The organism is Hespellia stercorisuis DSM 15480 (genome assembly GCF_900142165.1).
Taxonomy (GTDB): Bacteria; Bacillota; Clostridia; order Lachnospirales; family Lachnospiraceae; genus Hespellia; species Hespellia stercorisuis.
On sequence record NZ_FQZY01000069.1, the window covers coordinates 1 to 20,257 of the forward strand.

General features: G+C 44.0%; 15 protein-coding genes, 2 tRNA genes, 1 rRNA gene and 2 pseudogenes. 3 read left to right on the forward strand and 17 right to left on the reverse strand.

Features of this window, described 5'->3' with window-relative positions; genetic code table 11:
- Positions 1 to 189: pseudogene (locus BUB85_RS21880) on the reverse strand (transposase); the annotation flags it as partial.
- A 123-nt stretch (positions 190 to 312) separates the two neighbouring features.
- Between BUB85_RS21880 and BUB85_RS17070 the strand changes: the two are divergent.
- Both BUB85_RS17070 and BUB85_RS17075 read left to right on the forward strand, forming a co-directional pair.
- Positions 313 to 1,179 (forward strand): AraC family transcriptional regulator, encoded by an 867-nt coding sequence (locus tag BUB85_RS17070; RefSeq protein WP_073112726.1) that lies wholly within the window; start codon positions 313 to 315, stop codon positions 1,177 to 1,179.
- Between the two features lie 152 nt (positions 1,180 to 1,331).
- Positions 1,332 to 3,269 carry a potassium channel family protein gene (locus tag BUB85_RS17075; protein WP_073112728.1) on the forward strand — a complete coding sequence of 646 codons (1,938 nt, stop codon included), beginning with the start codon at positions 1,332 to 1,334 and terminating at the stop codon, positions 3,267 to 3,269.
- Positions 3,270 to 3,383: 114 nt separating this feature from the next.
- On the opposite strand, the gene BUB85_RS17080 is transcribed toward BUB85_RS17075, so the two are convergent.
- The 10 genes from BUB85_RS17080 to BUB85_RS17125 form a co-directional block, all read right to left on the reverse strand.
- Positions 3,384 to 3,773 (reverse strand): hypothetical protein, encoded by a 390-nt coding sequence (locus BUB85_RS17080; protein WP_073112730.1) that lies wholly within the window; start codon positions 3,771 to 3,773, stop codon positions 3,384 to 3,386.
- Complete coding sequence (locus BUB85_RS17085; protein WP_073112732.1) at positions 3,767 to 4,141, reverse strand: PD-(D/E)XK nuclease family transposase; 375 nt, start codon at positions 4,139 to 4,141, stop codon at positions 3,767 to 3,769. Before BUB85_RS17085 ends, BUB85_RS17080 begins: the two co-directional genes overlap by 7 nt.
- A gap of 475 nt (positions 4,142 to 4,616) precedes the next feature.
- Positions 4,617 to 5,804, reverse strand: a complete 1,188-nt coding sequence (locus tag BUB85_RS17090) for a nucleotidyltransferase domain-containing protein (RefSeq protein ID WP_073112734.1) — start codon at positions 5,802 to 5,804, stop codon at positions 4,617 to 4,619.
- A complete protein-coding gene (locus BUB85_RS17095; RefSeq protein WP_073112737.1) occupies positions 5,791 to 7,575 on the reverse strand; it encodes an ABC transporter ATP-binding protein in 1,785 nt (594 codons plus the stop codon). The genes BUB85_RS17090 and BUB85_RS17095 overlap by 14 nt, the downstream gene beginning before the upstream one ends.
- Positions 7,575 to 8,024, reverse strand: a complete 450-nt coding sequence (locus tag BUB85_RS17100) for a hypothetical protein (RefSeq protein ID WP_073112739.1) — start codon at positions 8,022 to 8,024, stop codon at positions 7,575 to 7,577. The genes BUB85_RS17095 and BUB85_RS17100 overlap by 1 nt, the downstream gene beginning before the upstream one ends.
- Positions 8,017 to 8,277: a PqqD family protein gene (locus BUB85_RS17105; protein WP_073112741.1), complete on the reverse strand. Its 261-nt coding sequence runs from the start codon at positions 8,275 to 8,277 to the stop codon at positions 8,017 to 8,019. Before BUB85_RS17105 ends, BUB85_RS17100 begins: the two co-directional genes overlap by 8 nt.
- Positions 8,274 to 9,053 carry a hypothetical protein gene (locus tag BUB85_RS17110; protein ID WP_073112743.1) on the reverse strand — a complete coding sequence of 260 codons (780 nt, stop codon included), beginning with the start codon at positions 9,051 to 9,053 and terminating at the stop codon, positions 8,274 to 8,276. Before BUB85_RS17110 ends, BUB85_RS17105 begins: the two co-directional genes overlap by 4 nt.
- Before the next feature lie 2 nt (positions 9,054 to 9,055).
- On the reverse strand, positions 9,056 to 9,874 hold the full coding sequence (locus BUB85_RS17115; RefSeq protein ID WP_073112745.1) for a leucine-rich repeat protein: 819 nt from the start codon (positions 9,872 to 9,874) through the stop codon (positions 9,056 to 9,058).
- Positions 9,875 to 10,122: 248 nt separating this feature from the next.
- Entirely contained in the window at positions 10,123 to 13,938 is a 3,816-nt protein-coding gene (locus BUB85_RS17120; protein ID WP_143160770.1) for an InlB B-repeat-containing protein, read from the reverse strand.
- Positions 13,939 to 14,005: 67 nt separating this feature from the next.
- Entirely contained in the window at positions 14,006 to 16,384 is a 2,379-nt protein-coding gene (locus BUB85_RS17125) for a LuxR C-terminal-related transcriptional regulator (RefSeq protein ID WP_073112749.1), read from the reverse strand.
- 145 nt (positions 16,385 to 16,529) lie between these two features.
- Between BUB85_RS17125 and BUB85_RS22755 the strand changes: the two are divergent.
- Positions 16,530 to 16,717, forward strand: a pseudogene (locus BUB85_RS22755) (hypothetical protein); the annotation flags it as partial.
- A gap of 676 nt (positions 16,718 to 17,393) precedes the next feature.
- Here BUB85_RS22755 and BUB85_RS17135 read toward each other — a convergent pair.
- The 6 genes from BUB85_RS17135 to BUB85_RS17160 form a co-directional block, all read right to left on the reverse strand.
- Positions 17,394 to 17,464: transfer RNA gene (locus tag BUB85_RS17135), tRNA-Trp, on the reverse strand.
- Between the two features lie 146 nt (positions 17,465 to 17,610).
- Positions 17,611 to 18,486: a DUF4097 family beta strand repeat-containing protein gene (locus BUB85_RS17140; protein WP_073112751.1), complete on the reverse strand. Its 876-nt coding sequence runs from the start codon at positions 18,484 to 18,486 to the stop codon at positions 17,611 to 17,613.
- Complete coding sequence (locus BUB85_RS17145; protein ID WP_073112753.1) at positions 18,473 to 19,072, reverse strand: DUF1700 domain-containing protein; 600 nt, start codon at positions 19,070 to 19,072, stop codon at positions 18,473 to 18,475. Before BUB85_RS17145 ends, BUB85_RS17140 begins: the two co-directional genes overlap by 14 nt.
- Positions 19,065 to 19,409, reverse strand: a complete 345-nt coding sequence (locus BUB85_RS17150; protein ID WP_073112755.1) for a PadR family transcriptional regulator — start codon at positions 19,407 to 19,409, stop codon at positions 19,065 to 19,067. The genes BUB85_RS17145 and BUB85_RS17150 overlap by 8 nt, the downstream gene beginning before the upstream one ends.
- Positions 19,410 to 19,712: 303 nt before the next feature.
- A tRNA-Trp gene (locus tag BUB85_RS17155) sits at positions 19,713 to 19,783 on the reverse strand.
- A gap of 176 nt (positions 19,784 to 19,959) precedes the next feature.
- A 23S ribosomal RNA gene (locus tag BUB85_RS17160) occupies positions 19,960 to 20,257 on the reverse strand; the annotation flags it as partial.

A 20,257-nucleotide genomic window follows, 5' to 3' on the forward strand; every position in this document is an offset into this window, starting at 1 on the left:
AGGTGTATTACGGCGAGATGGGCGATTGCTGTACAATACGCGGAAAGGTTCTTCATCTATATATGGAAAAACATTTTCCGAAAAATACTTAGCCCATGATTTATCTAACATTTTTAATTCGCGGGCTGTTAGGTTTGAAGTAGCATCAAATATGCTGATTTGTTGTGAGTTATTCGATGAGAAAGACATATAATCACTCCTTTTTTAATAACTCCATTGTAACATATTTGAAGATAATATATTAAATTTTCAAGGTTCAAATAGCCCATTTGTCGGGCAACTCATACTATCAAATAAGGATTGGAGGATCTTATGAACATCCACGAATATCAGCAGCTGCTGGAGAACAAAAAACACACTGGTGACAGTTTTCCCTACAACACATATCTATGCACGATCCCGTTGGATTTTTCCAATGTTCCCACACACTGGCACGACGATTTTGAGTTTATCGTCATCAAAAAGGGTGCGGGTACCGTTCACGTGGATCTGGTCGAGTACCCGGTCTTTGCGGGGGATGTGATTATCGTGCTCCCGGGAAAACTGCATTCCATTGAAGAGAAAAAAGGGTACACTATGGAGTACGAAAATATCATTTTTCGGGGAGACTTTCTGCTCTCCAAACATGAGGATGTCTGTTCCCAGGCCTTTCTGATTCCCCTGATGCAGGGGCATCTGACAACTGACTGCCACATTCACTCCTCCCTCTCCTACTATACAGATTTCACCACTATCATCAGTTCCATTGACCTGCTCTCCCATGATCGTCCCACAGGATTTCAGCTCGCCGTGAAGGGATATCTCTATCAGTTGTTCTTCCTGCTGATCTCCAATCAGCACAAAGATATACCCAATCCCACAGGGCAGAAAAACCTTGATAAGGTCAAGCTTGTCATCAAATATATCGAGGAGCATTACGCCGAGCCGATCACCCTCTCCCAGATGGCGGAGCTCTGCCACTACAGCGACTCTCATTTTATGAAATTTTTCAGGCAGCAGATGAAAGACAGTTTCGTCCATTACCTGAACGAATACCGACTCACTATGGCCGCAAGACTCCTGACCACGACCTCCTGTAGTGTCCTGGAGATAGCCGCCATGGTCGGGTTTGATAATCTTTCTTATTTTAACAGGCTTTTCAAAAAACGCTATGGCGTGACACCACGGCAGATGCGATAGCATCCCTCCAACGGCATCTTATCACCGTACTGTGAACCATATCATTTTTACAATTTTGGAGCAGAACCTACCCTTATGGATAGTTGACGTTTTCGCAATCAGAAGCTAAAATTAGTGTACGGGATTTTTTATTACAAAGGGGAGGTAACATTATGAATAAAAAGCCATCGTTTCGCCAGAAAGCAAGATACTGGTTTGACCGTCTTATGGGAAAGGGCACCATCGCCCTGGTTGGCATGCTGTTTCTGGTGACCGCAATCGTTGTTGTGATTGGCGGTATTCTTGGAAGCTTATGCAGCGGAGACCTGTCCGCCGGGAACTCTGTCTGGCAGAGCCTGATGCATGCCATCGATGCCGGCACACTCGCCGGTGACGACACGGCCAATGTCGGCTTTGTCATACTGATGAGTGTAGTCACACTGTGCGGCATTTTTGTGACTAGTATTTTAATTGGTATTATCAGCAGCGGGTTCGAGGAAAAGCTGACCAGTCTGCGCAAAGGATTCTCTGTAGTCATTGAGAATCAGCATACCGTCATTATCGGGTTTAACGACGGTATCTATACACTGCTTTCCGAACTGGTTGAGGCAAATGCCAACCAGAAACGCGGATGCATCCTCGTCATTGGAGAACAGGACAAGGAATTTATGGACGAGGAAATCAAAGCCCACATCGAAGACTTCAAGACTACAGAAATTATCTGCCGCTCCGGTAATTTTACAAACAACCACCTGTTGGAAATGGCCTCCATAGAGACCGCTCGTTCCATTATCATCAATCAGCAGAGTGATTTTCAGGTCATCAAGGCACTGCTTGCAGTTGTCGCTTATCTGAAGTCCCGGGATGCTTTTGACAACGAAGCACACATTACAACCCTGATTCATAACGAGGAAAATATCGATGCCGCCAGAATTGCCGGCGAAGGCAAAGCGGAGGTCATCTTCCTCACCGATGTGCTCGCGCGCATCATCGCTCACACCTGCAGACAACCGGGCATGTCTCTTGTACTTACGGACTTTTTTGATTTTGACGGAGATGAATTTTATTTTGAAGAATTTCCGGAATTAGCCGGAAAGACCTTCGGCAGTATCCTGAACTGGTTTTGTTCTTCAGTCGTGGTCGGTATCGACCGGAACGGCGTTCCGATGCTGAATCCACCTATGGATACTGTCATCAGACCCGGTGACCAGATCATTCATCTGGCCGCGGACGACGGTGTCTCACTTCCTGTGGAAGTTGAACCGGAATTACAGATGGACTGCGAACAGACCCAAGACGCACCGGAGCAGCCCTATCATCTTCTGGTTCTTGGCTACAACGGCTCTCTTCCACTCATTCTTCATGAACTGGATCAGTATGTGGCGGACGGCTCCACGGTGACGCTTGCCTGCACCAGTCTGACCGACGACATGGTCGAAGACCTTCAATCCAGTCATCACACACCAGAGCATAGTGAGCTCACTCACCTCCGGTTTACAGCCCGCCAGTGCAACATCTACAGTAAAGAGGTTCTGACCGAATTGCTGAAAAACGGTACCACCGATGTGTTGTTGCTGAATCAGGCTGACTGTTCTCCTGACAACATATCTGGAAGCAGCAACTCAAATACAGACAGCAGTTCTGTTACCAGTTCTGAAGAAGCTGATTCCAAGACCCTTCTGCTTCTGCTTCAGCTGCGGGATATCGCTTCCAGAATGCAGATTGAATTTAACATTACCAGTGAGATGCACTCCGTGGAGAATCAACGCTTATCCAAGGTTGCCAAGGTAAATGATTTTGTAGTTGGCAGCACCATCGCAAACCTCATCCTGACCCAGGTATCTGAAAATCGTAAGCTTGTCGCTCTGTTTGAGGATTTGCTTGACGCCGACGGCTCAGAAATTTATATGAAACCGGCCTCCTCCTATGTTCAACTGAACAAAACAGTCAACATGTATACGCTGACCGAGATTGCTAAAAATCGTGGAGAGATTTTTGTCGGATACAAAAAGCAGGATAGAAACGGATTGTCCCTTATAACCAACCCTGTGAAAAATACTTCTGTCAGCTTCTCAGATGAGGATTATCTGATTGTGATTGCGGAGGAATAAAAGAAGGACTGTAGAAAAATCTATGACTTAAGAATCGCCAGAATCTGATGTGCCCCCTGTCTACTTGACAGGGGCACATCAGATTCTGGCGATTTTTTGTTAATGTGTTCCAGATCAAAGTGTATACCGAATCTCCTCAATATCCTTCTGACTCAGACCAGTATATTTTTGAATCTGTTCATCATCCATCCCGTCCCGCAGCATTTTTTCTGCTGTCTCACGTTTTCCTTCAATTTTACCTTCACGTTTCCCTTCAATCCGTCCGAACCGCTCTGCCGATGCCATGGTGTGTTCATACATTTCCCGTGCTTCGCACTGCAGCTGGATTTTTTCATCTTCTGTTAACTCTTTCAGAGTCAGAACAGCCTCCTGGATTCCTTCAGATTTTTCACTCAGCATCTGCATCTCCTCCCATGTTTTGGCGACAAAGAGTTTGGCCCAATAATAAAGTTCTGGCTTCTCTTTCTGCAATTGACCGGTTTCTATCTGTGTTAAGTCTAACACATGGATGGAGAACTTGTCACTATAAACTTGATGGGTTTTGGTGTTTGACAGGAGGTATTCGGCGTATGGATCCGCAGGTCCAGCACACAGGTTTTTTCATCGATAGAATCGCCTAATATGATAGGGTTGAGTATTTTGATATCAATTAGTTCCTCCTCCGGCAGATCAAGTAGGCAGGCAATCAGGGAGCGTAGTGCATGGATATTTTTCTGCAGAACCGCTCGGAACATGTAGTCATTCGTGAGCCGATATGGTATGGGACCGGTCAACATTTTCTGACTGGCAGTCGTGACTGTAACTTTTTCATTGGCAGTTGTACTTGTTTGATTCGATTTGATTTTAGATGTGTTGATTAGATTTTTAGACATGGTATTCTCCTTATGTGATTTTATTCAGACTTTTTAGAAATGCTGTAACTCGATGATTTTTGTGTTTTTTTACTCAATTTATATAAGTTTTTTAAGAGCTGCGAGAGATCTGGGACAATCATAGGCATCACTTCTTTCGTATAGGATTGTTATTCGGTATAAACCTGGTATTGACTGGAATCTTTGGCGATACGCCGGAAACCTTAGATTATTCTTCGAATAGAATGTCGAATGAATATGTGTTAGACTATAACATAATATTTTATTAAATGCAACATCTGTTACTTTGGAGGTGTTTTTCATGTCTGGAAATAAAAGGATGTGAGGGTAGGAAAACTACGATACGATTCCAGATTTATGGAAATAAAGTTCTTTTTTGAGAGCCGGAGCTGGGGCGTTAATCCAACTCCTTTTCACTGGAATTCCATATCCGCTACAGAAATATTTTTGTGCAATAGAATATATTTTTTCTTCATTATTTCTTCATTATTATTTTCAGCTCCCTGGCAATCATCTTTCTTTTACGCAGCACTCCCCGTATCGCTCGATACACAAGATAAAACGGCCTAAACCATTTGTGCCTATAAGCAAATGGTACAAAGTCCTGATAAAAGCTTTCGTCCGGGAACAATCGTTGTCGGATATATCTGCGCTTTGTAACGCCTTTAATCAGTTCATCATCCGGCTGGTATTCGCGCAGCTTTTTCTCAACCCTGTTTGCCATCGTTCCATAAGTACCTGCTCCGAGGAAATAGTGAAGTAACCCTGTTTCTTCCTCTGTCAGGTTATACTGCTCCTTGGAAAATACCTTTTCAGCCAGATTTCTGCTATTTTGTTCAAATTCCGCTACCTGAAGTTTTTTCAATTCATCGGAAATATACTTCCAGTCCAACGAGCTTTCTTTCTTCCGCAAATAGACTGCTATATCCAGAAGTGAACGGATACCGGTACCGCTCCCGTTATAGTGCTTATAGGCATGCGTAATGATATAGATATAAAAGTCCTCGTCTGTAAAATGATATCCGTATTGGTTTTCTCTGTCTTGTATCAGACGTTCCTTCACATCCTGATAATAATGAACCCAGTCCTCATTGTGCCCTTTCCCATATAACGAAGTATGCATTTCAAAATTATAAACAGGTTCTTTCTCATAGACATCATGATTCCCTTTTCCTACCATAATCGCCTTATAGCCGTGTTGAATCATCCATTGACATACTTCATTTTGAAATCTGCTGTCAAAGAGGATGTCATTGTCTGCCATCTGGCGCATTCCTAGTCTGGGATAGAATTCCTTTAACACCACACCCTTAAGCGGCATATACCAGATATGTTCCTGCTCCATAAAGCCGCAGATATTCTGACGTTCTGCATCCAGTAACAGATTTTTGCGGATTGCCTTTTCTTTGCATTCTTTCCACTTTCGAACAAGCTCCACATCTGTACACTGACGAAAAGCATCCGCTGATTCTAATGCCATACAGGTAATCGCTGCCAGGGTATGATATCTGGCAACTTTATAGATCATCCTCAAGTCCATCTGTTCAATCCGCTGTGGTTTTGGAGTAATATCATTTAAAACACTGCTGATTAGATATAACAGGTCATATTCCGACTGAGTCCTCTGATCTATATCCGTAGATTTCCACTTATTTACAATCATCTTGCTTCCTTCTCCTCAATGCTTTCTCTTCCACACCTGACTGTGAAAAACAGATTTCCTTATCGCAGATTGCAAGTACCGCTGGTCTGTGGGTCACAATTAATACCGTCTTATCGGTCATGGAGCGCAAATTATGCAGCAGTCTCGTTTCCGTATCCTCGTCCAGTGCGCTGGTGGATTCATCGAGCATCAGAATCGGATTGTCTGCAAAAACAGCCCTTGCAATTGCAATTCGCTGCATCTGTCCCTCTGACAGTCCAAGTCCCCGCTCTCCAAGCAAGGTATCAATTCCTTGTGCCAGTTCTGCTACGAACTCCTTCGCACAGGCAATTTCTAGTGCGTTCCAGATGTTATCGGCTTGCTTCATTCCTTCTTTGTCTGAAAAAGCCACAATCTCACGAATCGTTCCGCTCATGAGACGATTGCCCTGAGGTACATAGGCAAACAGTCTGCGATAGGTCTGATTCAGCGTAAGCCTTGAAGCCCCCATCCCCTGTACTTCCAGATCACAAGCCCCTTCATCCAGCTGATACAGACACATCAACAATTTGAGTACGGTACTCTTACCACAGCCGGAAGGTCCGGTAAACGCTATGTAATCCCCTTTCTGAATCTTCAGGTTCAAATCACGCAGCACCACGGGAAGCTCCTGTGCGGATTCTTCCGATAAGGGCTGATAAGTAAAGCTGGCATGCTCCAGGCAAATTGCCGTCATATGTTCTCTATAAAAGTCCTGAATCCCCGAAATACTCATGATGCTATGGTTTCCATTGCTCACATCTGGGACACTCGTCACTTCATTACCATCGGAAAACAATTCCACTTCCCGCAGTCTTTCCGCACTGGCAAGCATGGCATAATACTTGGGAAGATACCCTGTAATATTGGCAAATGGGGACTGTATCTGGCCAATCAGCTGCAAAATCGCCATAAGGGTTCCGTATGACATGGTTCCCGTCAGTATCCCATAACCGCATACCCCGGCACCAAGTACATAGGCTCCCTGCATCACTCCACCAAAACCGATATTGCAGACATTGGAAAAATGATTCTTCTTCATTCTTGCCTTCTTATGAGTTTCCATGAGTTCTTCTGCTTCCTGTATGGTCTGTTCTTCCTTCACAAAAGCCCGTACCACCAGCATACTGGCAAGGCGCTCCTGCAGGAACACCCGCAGCGTACCGTCTGCCTCTTGCATCTGCTTATGAAATCGTTTCAATACTTTGCGAAATCCATAGGTCAGAACAACCAGAAGTACACCCCCTGGAATCAGAATGAATCCAAATCGTGGTTCTAAGACCAGTATCATAACAAGCGCACCGCACATCTTCACCAGCATTCCTGCCACACCGGGAACAATCTGAGCAAGACCATCCGCCACAACTACGGTGTCAGAAGTCAGACGGTTCATCCACTCTCCCGAGTGAATTGCTGTGATTCTTCCATAATCTTCTCTTAATAAAAATGACAGCAAGCGGCTCTTAAAGCCATTCTCCATGGCTGCTCTGGAATATTCTTCGAAAAATCGGTTGATGGCACGAAGGAGAATCTGAAACAATACAAGACCCGCAAGCGCGACAACGGTCAAGAAAAATTTGTCCCTGTTCCCAGCCACAGCCGCATCAATGAGCGACCTCAGAATGAATGCATAGAAAACACTGCTGATGCCAAGAACGACCTGCACCAGCAGTAAGATTACAATATAGAGTTTTTTCTTTCCAGCCACATTACTAATCCAGCGCAAGGTGGAACGGTCTGTTTTCTGCTTCATCAATCTGTATTCCTCATCCTATGCTTATAAATTATTCTTTTTATCTTGTCCCGTATTCGAAACAGAAGCCTTCTTAATGGTAGAAAATCACACCATAGGTGCACATAGCACAGATACTTTTTATCTGTTACTGGAATCCATGCACCTTTGTGGAAAAACTGTGATGCCACCCCAACAACCGCCTCATGGGGAACAATCTCCCTCTGCCAACAATTATCGCCATAGAAGTAATAGCAATCCTGTTTCACTTCCAATATACGATGCAGCACATATTGGTTTGTTGTCTCGCGATAATACAATGCAACATCATATTTTTTCAAGAGTCCGTCAAAAGGAACGATGTCTACTACATTTTCTCTGCTTTGAAGCATCGGCTTCATACTAATGCCTTTTGGCACACTATAATAATGACCTTTTTCCTGTATTTCTCTAATCTTAGCTTTATCCATTAATTGCTCCAATTCCTTTTAAGGAATCAATAATTTTTCTTACATCTTGCTCTATCACATCTCTTGGGGCATCATACTTCGCAAATACAGCATCTACAATCTGCTCCAATGTTGTCTCTTCTTTTAATAGTTCTACAATAAAGGCTGCCGTCTTATTGTTGCGAACCAGTCCCGCAAATGCTGTGCTTCCAGTTGCTACCATCACCTGTTCTTCTCCAGTATTGTGTGTAATAAAATCACTGTTTAACTTCATTTCGTTTCCCTCCGTTCTTTGCTCGTTACGGTCTGCATCCCTTCGTATGCCACTTTTGCCGCTTCTGGTCTCATGTTACAGCCAAGGGAATAAATACTCGTATTCTCAATCATGCGGTCCAGCAGTTCCAATGTTCTCATTAGTTTTAAAGGCTCAGCACTGCGATAGGTCTGTTGGAGTAATAAGGGATATCCTTTTCTACCAGATACCTGTTCGATATGATTTGTTTCATCTCTATTCAGAATACAGATTGCCTTGAGGAGCACAGAAATATTATTGCTTAAGCGGTGCTTTCCATCCCATGGTGTGCCATAGATCGTGACGCCATCTTCTGTAATCTTTAACAACGGCTTATCATCATTAACCATCACCGCACGTTCACCAAAGTATTCCCTCCATAGTCTGGTGTGGGTAGATTTTCCCGTTCCACTTTTCGCGGTAAAGAGATATCCCTGTCCATCTACTGCTATAGCAGAGCCATGGAAAAGAAGCGTATCATAGTCTACCATCTGCTCTGCGATCTGGCGGTAAACAGCCAGAGTTTCCAGATATTCGTCAGAAAAATGGCGGATAGGAATGCACTCCTTGATGTCTTCGGATTCTGATTTCTGACGTTCCAGTTCAATATCTTTCTGCTCCACTGTTATTTCCAAGTCGAAATCACAACCACATATATCATTCGGCAGTAAATATTCCTTACAGAATTCCATTGTGGTTTCATAAATAGCATTTACTTTTATTGTATGAGCTGCCAATTTTATATAGCAAGATTGCATGTCTACCTCTTCTTTTTCCTGCGATAAAGCAAAACACCGCACACGATAATTATAATTGCGACAACTCCGATTGCGATTGCAACTTTTATTTTAGTTAAGCCTTTTTGCGATGGAATCTGGACATTTCCATTGTCATCCACTGTCACTTCATTGCCGTCTGCATCTGTAATACGGACCGTTTCATCCTTATTATCTGTCATGCTATACTTTTTTGAATCGTCCAAAATCACTATATTTCCCGCACCATCTATTGATATCAAATGATGCTTATCATCTACAGAAATCACCGTATCACTACCCTTAATATTGATACCTTTTAAGGCAGCTATGTCTTCCGGTTCTTCGTGCCCAGCTTCTCCAATTCCTTCCGAACCGCTTTCTATCGTAGTGTCCGAATTTGATTCGTTATCGTCCGGCTTTGTATCAGATGTGAGCTCACCAGAGAAATCATCTATGATTGTTACATTCTCTTTGACAACAATATTGACCCCTTCCGTTTGGCTGATTACTTTTTCCAGAGAATCTGCTCCTGTAAATGCACTTTCCCCAATACGGGTAACCGTATCTGGGACTGTAATGGACTTGAGCGTATTGCACCCGTCAAATGCATGGTCTTCTATCTCTGACACCGGCTTGCCAGCAATGTTGGACGGAATCACTACTTCCGTCTCTCTTCCCAGATAACCGGAAATAGACATATAACCATCGTGAACATGGTAATAAAAATGTCCTTCGGAATACGTTGTCTCAGCTGCCTGAACATTTGTTGATATAACAAATAACATGACAAATGTACATATGATCATTCCTATTTTTTTCATAAGAAATATCCTCTTTTTCTTTACACATTTTATAATAGAAAGAGGAAGGCCGCTGATAATCTCCTGCCTTCCCTTTCAAAATCTATCTAGTTAGTCAATGCGAAACACCTCTATTATATATCACCATCTTCGCTACCACCTTCACCCCAACCAGGAATACTGGCCATGATAACATCCTCCGTCTCAAATTCCACAATTTCACATACTGGCATTACATATTCTTCTTTCATTTTCTATTCCTCGCTTTCTTATTCGTTTATATTGTCTTGTGTCATGCTACCATATACTACGATTTGATTTCCTTCATTATCTTTGTATTCCAGATAAGCTCGCACATAAACTGTCTTGGTTGTCTTTATCGTCCAAGAATATCGGTATGCATTCCCCGACCAAGCATTGCCTCTCACTATAGCAGCTGTATCTTTATTAAATCCATCTCCACTGGTGCCTACATCACTATCCGCAGTTGCAATAACACCTGCCTTAAGAATTGTACATCCTACCGGTACGGTACTCATGGAAACGAAGGTAATCTTATTGTTTGTCGTATCTTTTACGATATCTACAATTTCTGTTGTTCCTTTTTCTTCTACTACTGTTGCTTCCTCTACAAAATTTGCCGTTAACGTAGTATCTCCAATTACATAGAACTGATATGTTTCATTATAACTTACAATCTTACCAGTCAAATCTGTCCAGTTGGCAAATTTCATTCCTGCTTCCGCTGCATTTGCTGTAACACTGGCAACAGCATTTACTTCATACAAACCTGAACCAGTTCCACCAATCACTGTTACCGTATATGATGCGGTTTCCTTTGTATAAACTGGTGTTACGGTAAGCTTCTCAGCTTTGCTCTCGATCTGAGCAGCAATGACCTCCTTTAATGCATCTTCAGTTTCGTATTCTGTACCATCTATGGACCAGCACTTAAAGGTATACCCATATCGTGTCGGTGCCTCTGCAATTGTTATATCCGCTGCATTTGACCACTGGTTTCTCTTCATTACCTGATTGTAAAAGCTAATAAAATTCACAATCGTTCCACCGGTTGTACTGTCAAACTCTGCTGTAATCGTATCCTTACCAGTTACTGTAAATGTATATTCTTGCTTCCGGCTAAGAATCATACCCGCTGCGTTTGTCCAATATGCAAACTTGTCACCATTTGTGGTTAATGTAATGGTGGTCCCCAATGTGTATGCTTCCGTGGTTGCATCCGATTTTGAAGTACCATTGATTGTATAGTTATAACTACCGCCAAGTGTCAACTCAACTGTTCCAAGTGCCTGGTAAACAGCAACCAAATCAATATCCTGTTCTGCTGTAAATGTATATGTTCTATTTGTTGATAATGCATTTCCCGTATAATACGGTGTTTCATTACGCTTTACATACCAGCCCACAAAGTTGTAACCACTGTTAACTGGAGCAGTCACGGTCGCCTTTGTACCTTTTGTATAGACTTTTAGTCCTTCCAGATTGACACTTACGTCGGCTCCATCCACAGTCTTGGCTGTAGCTGCCACAATGTAAGTAATTCCATTATCATATGTCGCATCGCCATTTGTATGTTCATTCTTATAAACAACCCCATGCGTACTATCCAGCACAGGCGTTGGATCCCCATTTTCGCCAAGATTCTGATACCATGCAAGTGTCTCACCATCTGCCGGAGTGGCAGTTTGGCCGTTCAGCAGCCACGTTACTTCGCCGCTGGCAAATGCCGCCGGGGTTTTGCCCTCGGCACTGCCCTTTTTATCATTCTTCATAATGCCCCCAATGGTGCATTTTTGATTATCGTAATAGCAATTCGTGATGTGTTGGTACCGATCATAGCCGCATACACCGCCAGCATACTTTGCGTTGCTCACACTGCCGCTGTTGGTACCGTGTGTAATAGTGCCTTCATTTTCCCCGCACACACCTCCAGCAGTATATGTGCTGCTTACGCTGCCGCTGTTGGTGCAGTTCGTAATGACACTATCCTTACGAGTAAGGCCGCACACACCACCAACAGTAGAGCTGCTGCCGCTGCCGCTCACGCTGCCGCTGTTGGCGCAGCTTGTGATGGTGCCGCTACTCCCATTATTGCCGCTCACGCCTCCAATCCATCCCTGACCGCTCACGCCGCCGCTGTTGGTGCAGTTCATAATGGTTTTTAAATTGCTGCCGCTCACGCCGCCAACCATTGTCTTTCCGTTTACGCCGCCGCCGTTGGTGCAGTTCATGACGGTTTCAGAATTGATGCCGCTCACGCCGCCGACATACTCGTTGCCCTTAAAATAAGAATCAGCCACAATCACATTATGAATGGTTCCTTTGTTATAGCCCACCAGACCTACATAACTGGCAGTGGTGTCGACATACAGTCCTTTGATGGTATGTCCACCTCCGTCAAAAGTTCCACTATATGGATTGGTATCATTACCGATTGGCGTCCACACCTGGAAATCTGTAGTGTTGCTGTTCAGCGTCCCGTCCTCATTCAATACCCCTGTATTCACCGTGATATCACCCGTCAGTATGGCACAGGCAGCTGTGTTCTGTGTTGCACCGTTCGTACCATTGACAATATCCCCAAACGCCATCAGCTCCTCAGCCGTGCCAATCTGATAGGGGTCTTCCTTTGTGCCTGTGCCTGTGAGAACAGTGGCAACAGTAATGGTATCTGTATACTCCGTTCCACCCATTGACACTGTTGCTGTCTTTGTATGATTTGCCTTATCTTCAGTTACCGTTGCGTCAACTTTCTCCATATGACTGGAATCAATCGTACAGATAAATTCTGCCGTTGCACTGGTTTTCCCATCATCCCATGTCCAAACTGGCTCACCGTATGTATGTGGTCCAAATATAGGCTCATTGGTATTGTTATATCCTGACTTTGAAGTTTCTGATACAATACAGCTCTCATATTTATCTACCTGATATACAACTGCACCACCAAGAACAGGATATGCATCTGCTTTATCACCGGATAACGTCTGTCCCCAAGCAAGTGTCTCGCCCTCTGCTGGGTTCTTGCTGCCGTTCAATAGCCACGTTACTTCGCCGCTTGCAAATTCCGCCGGGGTTTTGCCCTCAGCACTGCCCAGTACGTCTGAGCCGGCAATGCCTACACCATTGTCTCCACCGGTATATTTCTCCTTATCATAATAGCAGTTTTGGATGGTGTCAAAATTCTCACCACACACACCGCTAACACGACTGGACGTAGTGCTCGCGCTGCCACTGTTGGTGCAGTTCACGATGCTACCACTATCATTAGAGCCGCACACACCACCAACATCATTGGACGTGCCGCTCACGCTGCCACTGTTGATACAGTTCATGATGCTGCCGCCATTATTAGTGCCGCACACACCACCGACATAATACGCCCCGCTTACACTGCCACTGTTATTGCAGCTCGTGATGCTGCCGCCACTGTTATTAAGGCCGCACACACCGCCGACAGAATCCGTTCCCCCGAAATAAGAATCGGCCACAATCACATTTTGAATGGTGCCTCTGTTACAGCCAAACAGACCTACATAATCGTCGGTTGTGTTGAGATACAGTCCTTTGACGGTGTGTCCAGCACCGTCAAAAATTCCACTATACATACTGAATACACTGCTTGGATTACCGATTGGCGTCCACGCACGGAAGCCTGAACCATCGCCGCTTAGCGCCCCGTCTGTGTTCAGTACGCTTGTGTTCACTGTGATGTTATCTGTCAGTTTAGCACAGACAGCTGCATTTTGCGTACCGTCCGCCTCCGTTCCATTGACCTTAGCTGCGAACCAGTACAGGTTATCTGCGTTGGCGATTTGGTAGGGGTTCCCTATCGTGCCGTCACCCGCCGCAGGCTGCTGCAGACCATTCGTAGTTTCTGCCACAGGTTCTGCCGCCGGTTCTTCCGTTGCCTGCTCTGATGCTTCAACCGTATCCTCAGGTGCCGCAGCCTCATTTGCTTCCGGCTCCGTCATCTCGGCAGCCGAGACCGGCATAGGTGCTATCGTAAGTACCATGAGCAGTGATAGCACAAGACTTAAGATTCTTTTCTTCTTTTTACACATTTTTCTTCTTCCCTTCATTTTTTATTTCCTTTATATCGATTTTTATAAAATAACTTATATAGAAAGCTTACAATGAACCATCCTCCACCCCCAACTGACGGGCTTTCAGTCTTGCTTCGTCCCGATTTTCTGCGCCCAGCTTACGGTATATATTTTTGTTGTGATAGCGCACAGTGTTATAGGTGACGTCGCACATCTTTGCGATTTCCTCTATGGTGGCATCGGTACAAAGAAGTGCTAAGATCCGCTTTTCCCTTTCCGTAAGTGGTTCCTTTAAGCATACGGGTGGAACAAGGTATGCAGGATAATTTTTTGCCATGCTCGTTGTAGCCGCAATTATTTTTTTCAAATATGTTTTATCCACATCGATCTTCTCCGCCTGTTCCAGAAGGGGTAAAAGTGCAGTGCCATATTCAGCCACCACACGGATAAAAACATAGGCATAGGCTTTTTGCAGTGCCTTTTCAAGACTCTTTTTCCAGTCTCCAAGCCTCATCCGATACTGTATAATCGTGCGGAGCAGTCCCAGTTCGATCTGATTATAATTGCGATCATATTCCTCGCAATACACCGACATGCGTTCCGTTAATGTGGCAGCTTCTTCCAGCCTGCCCAGAGCAATGTAGGTTTTAATTTTAATCATATACTGGTATCGCTCTAATATATTAAAATCAATATTTTCATTTGGGGCCTGCCCTGTGAGCCACTTTTCTGCTGCCTGCACATTCCCCGCAAGCAGTGCCTGCCACACAAGAAATGCGTCAATATTTGGTATCAGCTGGTTTTGACCGCCTGCCAGCATCTTTTCACGAAAATCTTCTATTATAGATAACGCAAGCTGCGGCTGTCCTCTGCTTATGTGTACCCTTGCCATAATCCCCATAGCGGCGAAGCATATTTCGGGGTTGCCCTTTGTGTCTGCCTTTACATATGCGCTATTGAGCATAGACATGATCTCGTAGACATCCATGGAATCTTTTTCAAAGGCACTCTCCGCAAGGGATACATTCACAAGTCCCACGCTAAACCTGCCAAGCACCAGCTCCACAGGCTTTTTTAGCATACGCGCCATCTCAAGGCTGTTATTGCTCCATTCGCAAAAATCCTTGCCGCCACTCATGACGGAGGGTAAATTACTTGTGACAGAAAATTCCGGCATTTCAATACGCTGGTTGGCACACAGAATTGCTACACTTTTTAATATTTCCGAAACCTTTGTACTTCCTCTGTGGGGAAGTGCGATATCAAGATAAGCAAGGCGTATCTTCGCTTCTCTCTGTTGTGTGTCTAAAGCCTCCTGATCTTCGGAAAAGCTCTTTAGTTTTTCATACCACTGCTCACTTTCCATTGTCTGCATCATCAGAGAATGAAGCATCGAAAGTCCCGCCATCAATACCGGGGATGACTCGATGATCTCACTGGGAAGATGGAAGTAATACTCTCTTGTTTCAAAGTAATGGCCATTTCCCGGTTGAAGCATAGCATTTTGCACAAGCAGCTCAGCAATTTTTTCCTGATTATCACTCCGGCTGTAGCAAAACAAGGCATTTTCCATATCACCTTCTGACTCATAATAAAATCCTGCGTTGTTGTATATGTCATTTATCTGCGATTTGGTCAGTGTTATTTTTTGTTTATATCTTAAATAATCACGCAGAACCGGCCGCATCTGATAGGTTCCATTCCCATCACTTGTGATGGCCTGACTAATAGACAGTGCCTTTGCGACTATCTTTTCCCCGTTGGCGCACCCGGAAACCAGCTCCAGCATACGCGGGGTGAAATGCTCAAAGGGCGCTAAACAGAATAATGTGCGCTTTAATTCCTCGTCCCAGGTATCATAAAAAGCATGATCGCAATAGGCATACAAGTCCAACTGCACCTGCTCGATCACTTCCGCATCAAATTCCTTCCCGCCATCCATCCGGTGAGCGACCATCGCTATAGTCACCGGGTGGCCGATGGTCAGTTCTGCTATGTGCTGTGCCACCTCGGGGGATACCTCAACATGAAAAGCAGCCAGCATCTTCGCCGTAAGTTCTGCATTCATCGCCAAATCACTCTCGGTCGCCGATAAGATCCATTTTTTCAAATTTTCAGAATGAATCCATTTTGGTATGGGGGTCCGCCCGATCAGTACGAGCTGTTTGTCCGCTTTTTCTATTAAATTTCTTACATATTCCTGGCTTTTTGCATCCGTAATTGCTGATATATCATCAACAACCACAATCGACTGCTTTATATCCTGAATATTTGGCATATCGTCAAGCACTCCGCTGCAATAACTGCCCCTTAACACAAGGTGTGGCTTTCTGCGAAAATAATATTCCACCGCCGCCGTTTTTCCAAATCCACCAAGCGCGTGGATATACAGTATCGCACCTTCTTTCTCTGCCTTTTTCAGCATTTGGAAGATCGCGGGTATTTTTATATAAATATTTTCCACAAATGATTTCAACTCCTTTGCGTCATCTGTCTTTATTATCCTAAAATGTAGAAAAGGGCATAACCATTTACTATACTTTTAAAGATTATCAGATAATACTGCTCTTGTAACCTACCTCTATGGGTAGTCTTTTTAGCAAAACCTGCTAACAACCGACGATCTGATTACCAGTTTGAAAAATATGGATGTAGTAAACGTCCACGATGTTGAGTACATGGCACTTTACGATGGAAACAAAGCTCTTGACGCATTGACATATCTCACAATGTTGCCATAGACAGACTTCATTACAAGCCCAAAGAATTGAATAGCATGATAAAAAATTTTAAATAAAAAAGGGGACTGTTAAGTCCCCCAAACTTCCTTATGAATTGGTCTTATCAAATCGGAAACTATTCCAATAAATTCAGAAACAGCGATTACTGCACATAAACAATTGCTGTTCTGCGAAAAGCAGCTACAATATGCGAGACTGCGGAATGTAAAAGACCAACACCATATACAATTGCAATGATTTCTGCTGAATTGAGATGGAGCAGGCAGATAAATGAAATCACAACCTGAACAATGCAATTTCCAGAATGAGCAGTACGATCTGATAGCCCTCTGTCGGTACGAGAATCAGCAGCGCACTGCATAGCAGCATGATCACTCCTGAAAAAAAGTAAGACACCCGTTTTACGCTCCCCTTAATACCCTCCTACCTTCTGATCAGTTGTTTGAAATCACGAATACCGTGAAAACCATGCTTATTAAAGTCCACAGAATATCCTGCAAGAAGATTTCCGGACGTGTATATCTTATTAGTTACCATACTTTTCGTTTTTGCCTGCCCTCATATATTCCTGCTCGTATTTTGATACGTCATCATCTTTGATGATGGAACCGGCTCATGGTTATATTTACTTGATTGGCGCATAGCTTGACAGCAGGTGGCAAGCTTGCGTATGAACAGTAACAACCATACTGCACCTGGAACAGCTGATACAAAAGTCTTTTTTTATTCTAGCAGGGGATGAGAGAATCGAACTCCCACCAAAGGTTTTGGAGACCCCTATCATACCATTTGACCAATCCCCTACGCGATAAGATCGCTAGAAATATTTATACCATAATTTTTCATGGTTTGTCAAGTATTGTCGGCGAATCCTCCTTTCCACCTTGTAATTCATCTTACAATTATCTTTTCGCAGTACCGCGAAATCTCCGGATGCTTTTTACCACATTTATTTATTTTCAATCACTATATCACCGGAATCACAGCTCACTTTTATCTTCCCTTCGTCTCCACCGGTACTTCTGTAGTTCTGCCCATCCTGGCCTGAGATCGATACACCCGGTATTTTAATTTCTCCGTAATCTGTCTCCAGATCATAACTATACGCCTCCACCTTTTGAGTCAGATTCAATTCCACATTGCCATAATCGCTCTCTATCTGGCAATCACCGAGATCTGCGCTCTCTATGCTCACATCTCCTGACTCCAGATCAAAACGGCTGTCCTTGCAGCGAAATTCTTCAATATTAACATCCCCGTAGTCCGTCTGCAGCTCCAATCCTTCTGCTGTCAGATTCTGCAGCGAGATATCGCCGCACTCAGCGACCAGCTTTATATCCTGAAATTCTGCATCCCGGGGAATATAGAGTTTTACAATCTCCGTCTTCTCCGGTATATCTTTTCTCCATAGCCCCGAGAAATCAAAGGATGTAATATACATTCTTCCGCCGTTCAGTCCCATTTTGCTTTTAAATGTAAATGTATCATCCTTTACCTGATACGAAATATCCGACTTATTTTCGCTTAAACAATACTCCAGATAACAGTGCTTATCGTCGGAAGGCAGGATCTGGATATCACCGTAATCCACATTCATGCTGATGGTACTGAACTTATCCAGTTTCTTTTTTCCGAGGGTCTGATAGCCGCCTTCCTCTCCGTCACGTTTAAGAACCTCATTCACACTGTGGATTCCCGTCCGATCAATGTATATTCCCGGATTCCCTCCTAAAATCATTCCGATAAGCAGAAATACTGCTCCAACGGCAGTACAGATGAGTGCCGCCAGCAAAATTTTATGTGTTATTTTTTTACGCTTTTCCATGCTTCTTCCCCCTCCCTGCCCATCTTCCAAAGCATTTTACAGTTCCGCGAACCGTCCACCTTCCGACCAGCACCGTCCCCCAGCAAAGCAGGATTCCAATCCCGACTGACAACAGTGCACTGCCCAGCGTTGCCAGACCACACGCCGGATCGTTGAAAATAAGCCATATACCTCCAAATACTCCCACAATTCCCGCGAATACCACCGCCACTGCTGAGATCAGGAGAGAGAATATCAGGACACCTACTACAAACACGACACATAGTGCCAGAATCGCGATTGTAAATGCCACGGGCAGGGCAATCGGTGCAGCAAATATGGCAAGTATGCCGATCCATACCGCGGAAATCCCCTTCTTCACACTTTTCTGCTTTTCCGGAACAGCCGCATTCTCAATCGCCATATCTGTGATGATCTGATTTGCCGCCTCCGTTACCGTTCCCAGATTCTCTATCGCTTCCTGATCGTTTCCTTCTCCTGCCTCTGCAAAATATTCTTCAAAATATTCCATTGCCTCCTCATAAGACTCTTTTGGCAGGCTCTTTAGCCTCTTTGATAAAGATTCCATGTACTCTGTCTTAGTCATTCTCATTCCCTCCTTCTGCGCCGCCTTCATTTGCACAATTCGCAATCCTGTCTATTCCTGCGCGGTACGCACTCCACTCTTTTCTCCACTCATCACAGATTATACGCCCGTTGTCTGTAATCCTGTAATACTTGCGGTTTCGGCCCTGAAACTGTTCATCATAGGTTGTCACACATCCCTTTTCCTGCAAACGCTTCAGCACAGGATACAAGGTCGAATCCTTTGTATTGGAAACCTGTTTGATGGTCTGACTGATCTCATATCCATACGTATCATGTCGGTCTATGATTGCCAATACGAGGAAGTCAAACATTGGTGCATTTAAAGTAAATATCATTCCTGAACTTCCTTTCTTTTTATATTTCTTTTTTGCATTTCTTCTTAAACATATATCTTCTTTTTTGTATGTATTTCCTGCTTATATATACTTCTTTTTTGTATATTATATGTTGTATAATATACTTTGTCAATAGCTATGTTTAATCTTGTACTTAATCTTGTTTTTGAAGAACGACATTCCTGCAGGCACAATGCCGCTCCGTTCATTGTCGGCATAAGAAAGAGTTTCCTGTTATAGAACAAAGAGTTTCACAAGCGAAAAAAAGCAACCAATACGTATCGTATTGATTGCTTCTCTTAGCAGGGGATGAGAGAATCGAACTCCCACCAAAGGTTTTGGAGACCCCTATCATACCACTTGACCAATCCCCTAAATATAACTTATGCCACCCAAATATTATATCTATTAAGCGGCACTTTGTCAAGAAAAAGTACATTCTTTATGAAAAAAGCACCAACCCATCAGCTGATGCTTCTATATAAATATACCTTCAAAACTTCACACAAAGAATTAAATACTATCCAATCCATCCTATTACCTATTCCGTTTGGTTATGCCCTCGACCTATTAGTAACAGTCAGCTCCATACATTACTGCACTTCCACCTCTGTCCTATCTACCTTGTCGTCTTCAAGGGGTCTTACTAACTTGACGTTATGGGATATCTCATCTTGAGGGGGGCTTCACGCTTAGATGCCTTCAGCGTTTATCCCTTCCCGGCTTGGCTACTCTGCTATGCTCTTGGTAGAACAACAGATACACCAGCGGCCAGTCCAACCCGGTCCTCTCGTACTAAGGTCAGCTCCTCTCAAATATCCTACGCCCACGCCGGATAGGGACCGAAC

Coding starts and splice junctions, on each gene's coding strand:
- BUB85_RS17110 (WP_073112743.1), bottom strand. CDS start 9,053: ATGCAATCTTGCTATATAAAATTGGCAGCTCATACAATAAAAGTAAAT.
- BUB85_RS17090 (WP_073112734.1), bottom strand. CDS start 5,804: ATGATTGTAAATAAGTGGAAATCTACGGATATAGATCAGAGGACTCAG.
- BUB85_RS17120 (WP_143160770.1), bottom strand. CDS start 13,938: ATGTGTAAAAAGAAGAAAAGAATCTTAAGTCTTGTGCTATCACTGCTC.
- BUB85_RS17075 (WP_073112728.1), top strand. CDS start 1,332: ATGAATAAAAAGCCATCGTTTCGCCAGAAAGCAAGATACTGGTTTGAC.
- BUB85_RS17145 (WP_073112753.1), bottom strand. CDS start 19,072: ATGACTAAGACAGAGTACATGGAATCTTTATCAAAGAGGCTAAAGAGC.
- BUB85_RS17150 (WP_073112755.1), bottom strand. CDS start 19,409: ATGATATTTACTTTAAATGCACCAATGTTTGACTTCCTCGTATTGGCA.
- BUB85_RS17100 (WP_073112739.1), bottom strand. CDS start 8,024: ATGGATAAAGCTAAGATTAGAGAAATACAGGAAAAAGGTCATTATTAT.
- BUB85_RS17070 (WP_073112726.1), top strand. CDS start 313: ATGAACATCCACGAATATCAGCAGCTGCTGGAGAACAAAAAACACACT.
- BUB85_RS17085 (WP_073112732.1), bottom strand. CDS start 4,141: ATGTCTAAAAATCTAATCAACACATCTAAAATCAAATCGAATCAAACA.
- BUB85_RS17115 (WP_073112745.1), bottom strand. CDS start 9,874: ATGAAAAAAATAGGAATGATCATATGTACATTTGTCATGTTATTTGTT.
- BUB85_RS17140 (WP_073112751.1), bottom strand. CDS start 18,486: ATGGAAAAGCGTAAAAAAATAACACATAAAATTTTGCTGGCGGCACTC.
- BUB85_RS17105 (WP_073112741.1), bottom strand. CDS start 8,277: ATGAAGTTAAACAGTGATTTTATTACACACAATACTGGAGAAGAACAG.
- BUB85_RS17095 (WP_073112737.1), bottom strand. CDS start 7,575: ATGAAGCAGAAAACAGACCGTTCCACCTTGCGCTGGATTAGTAATGTG.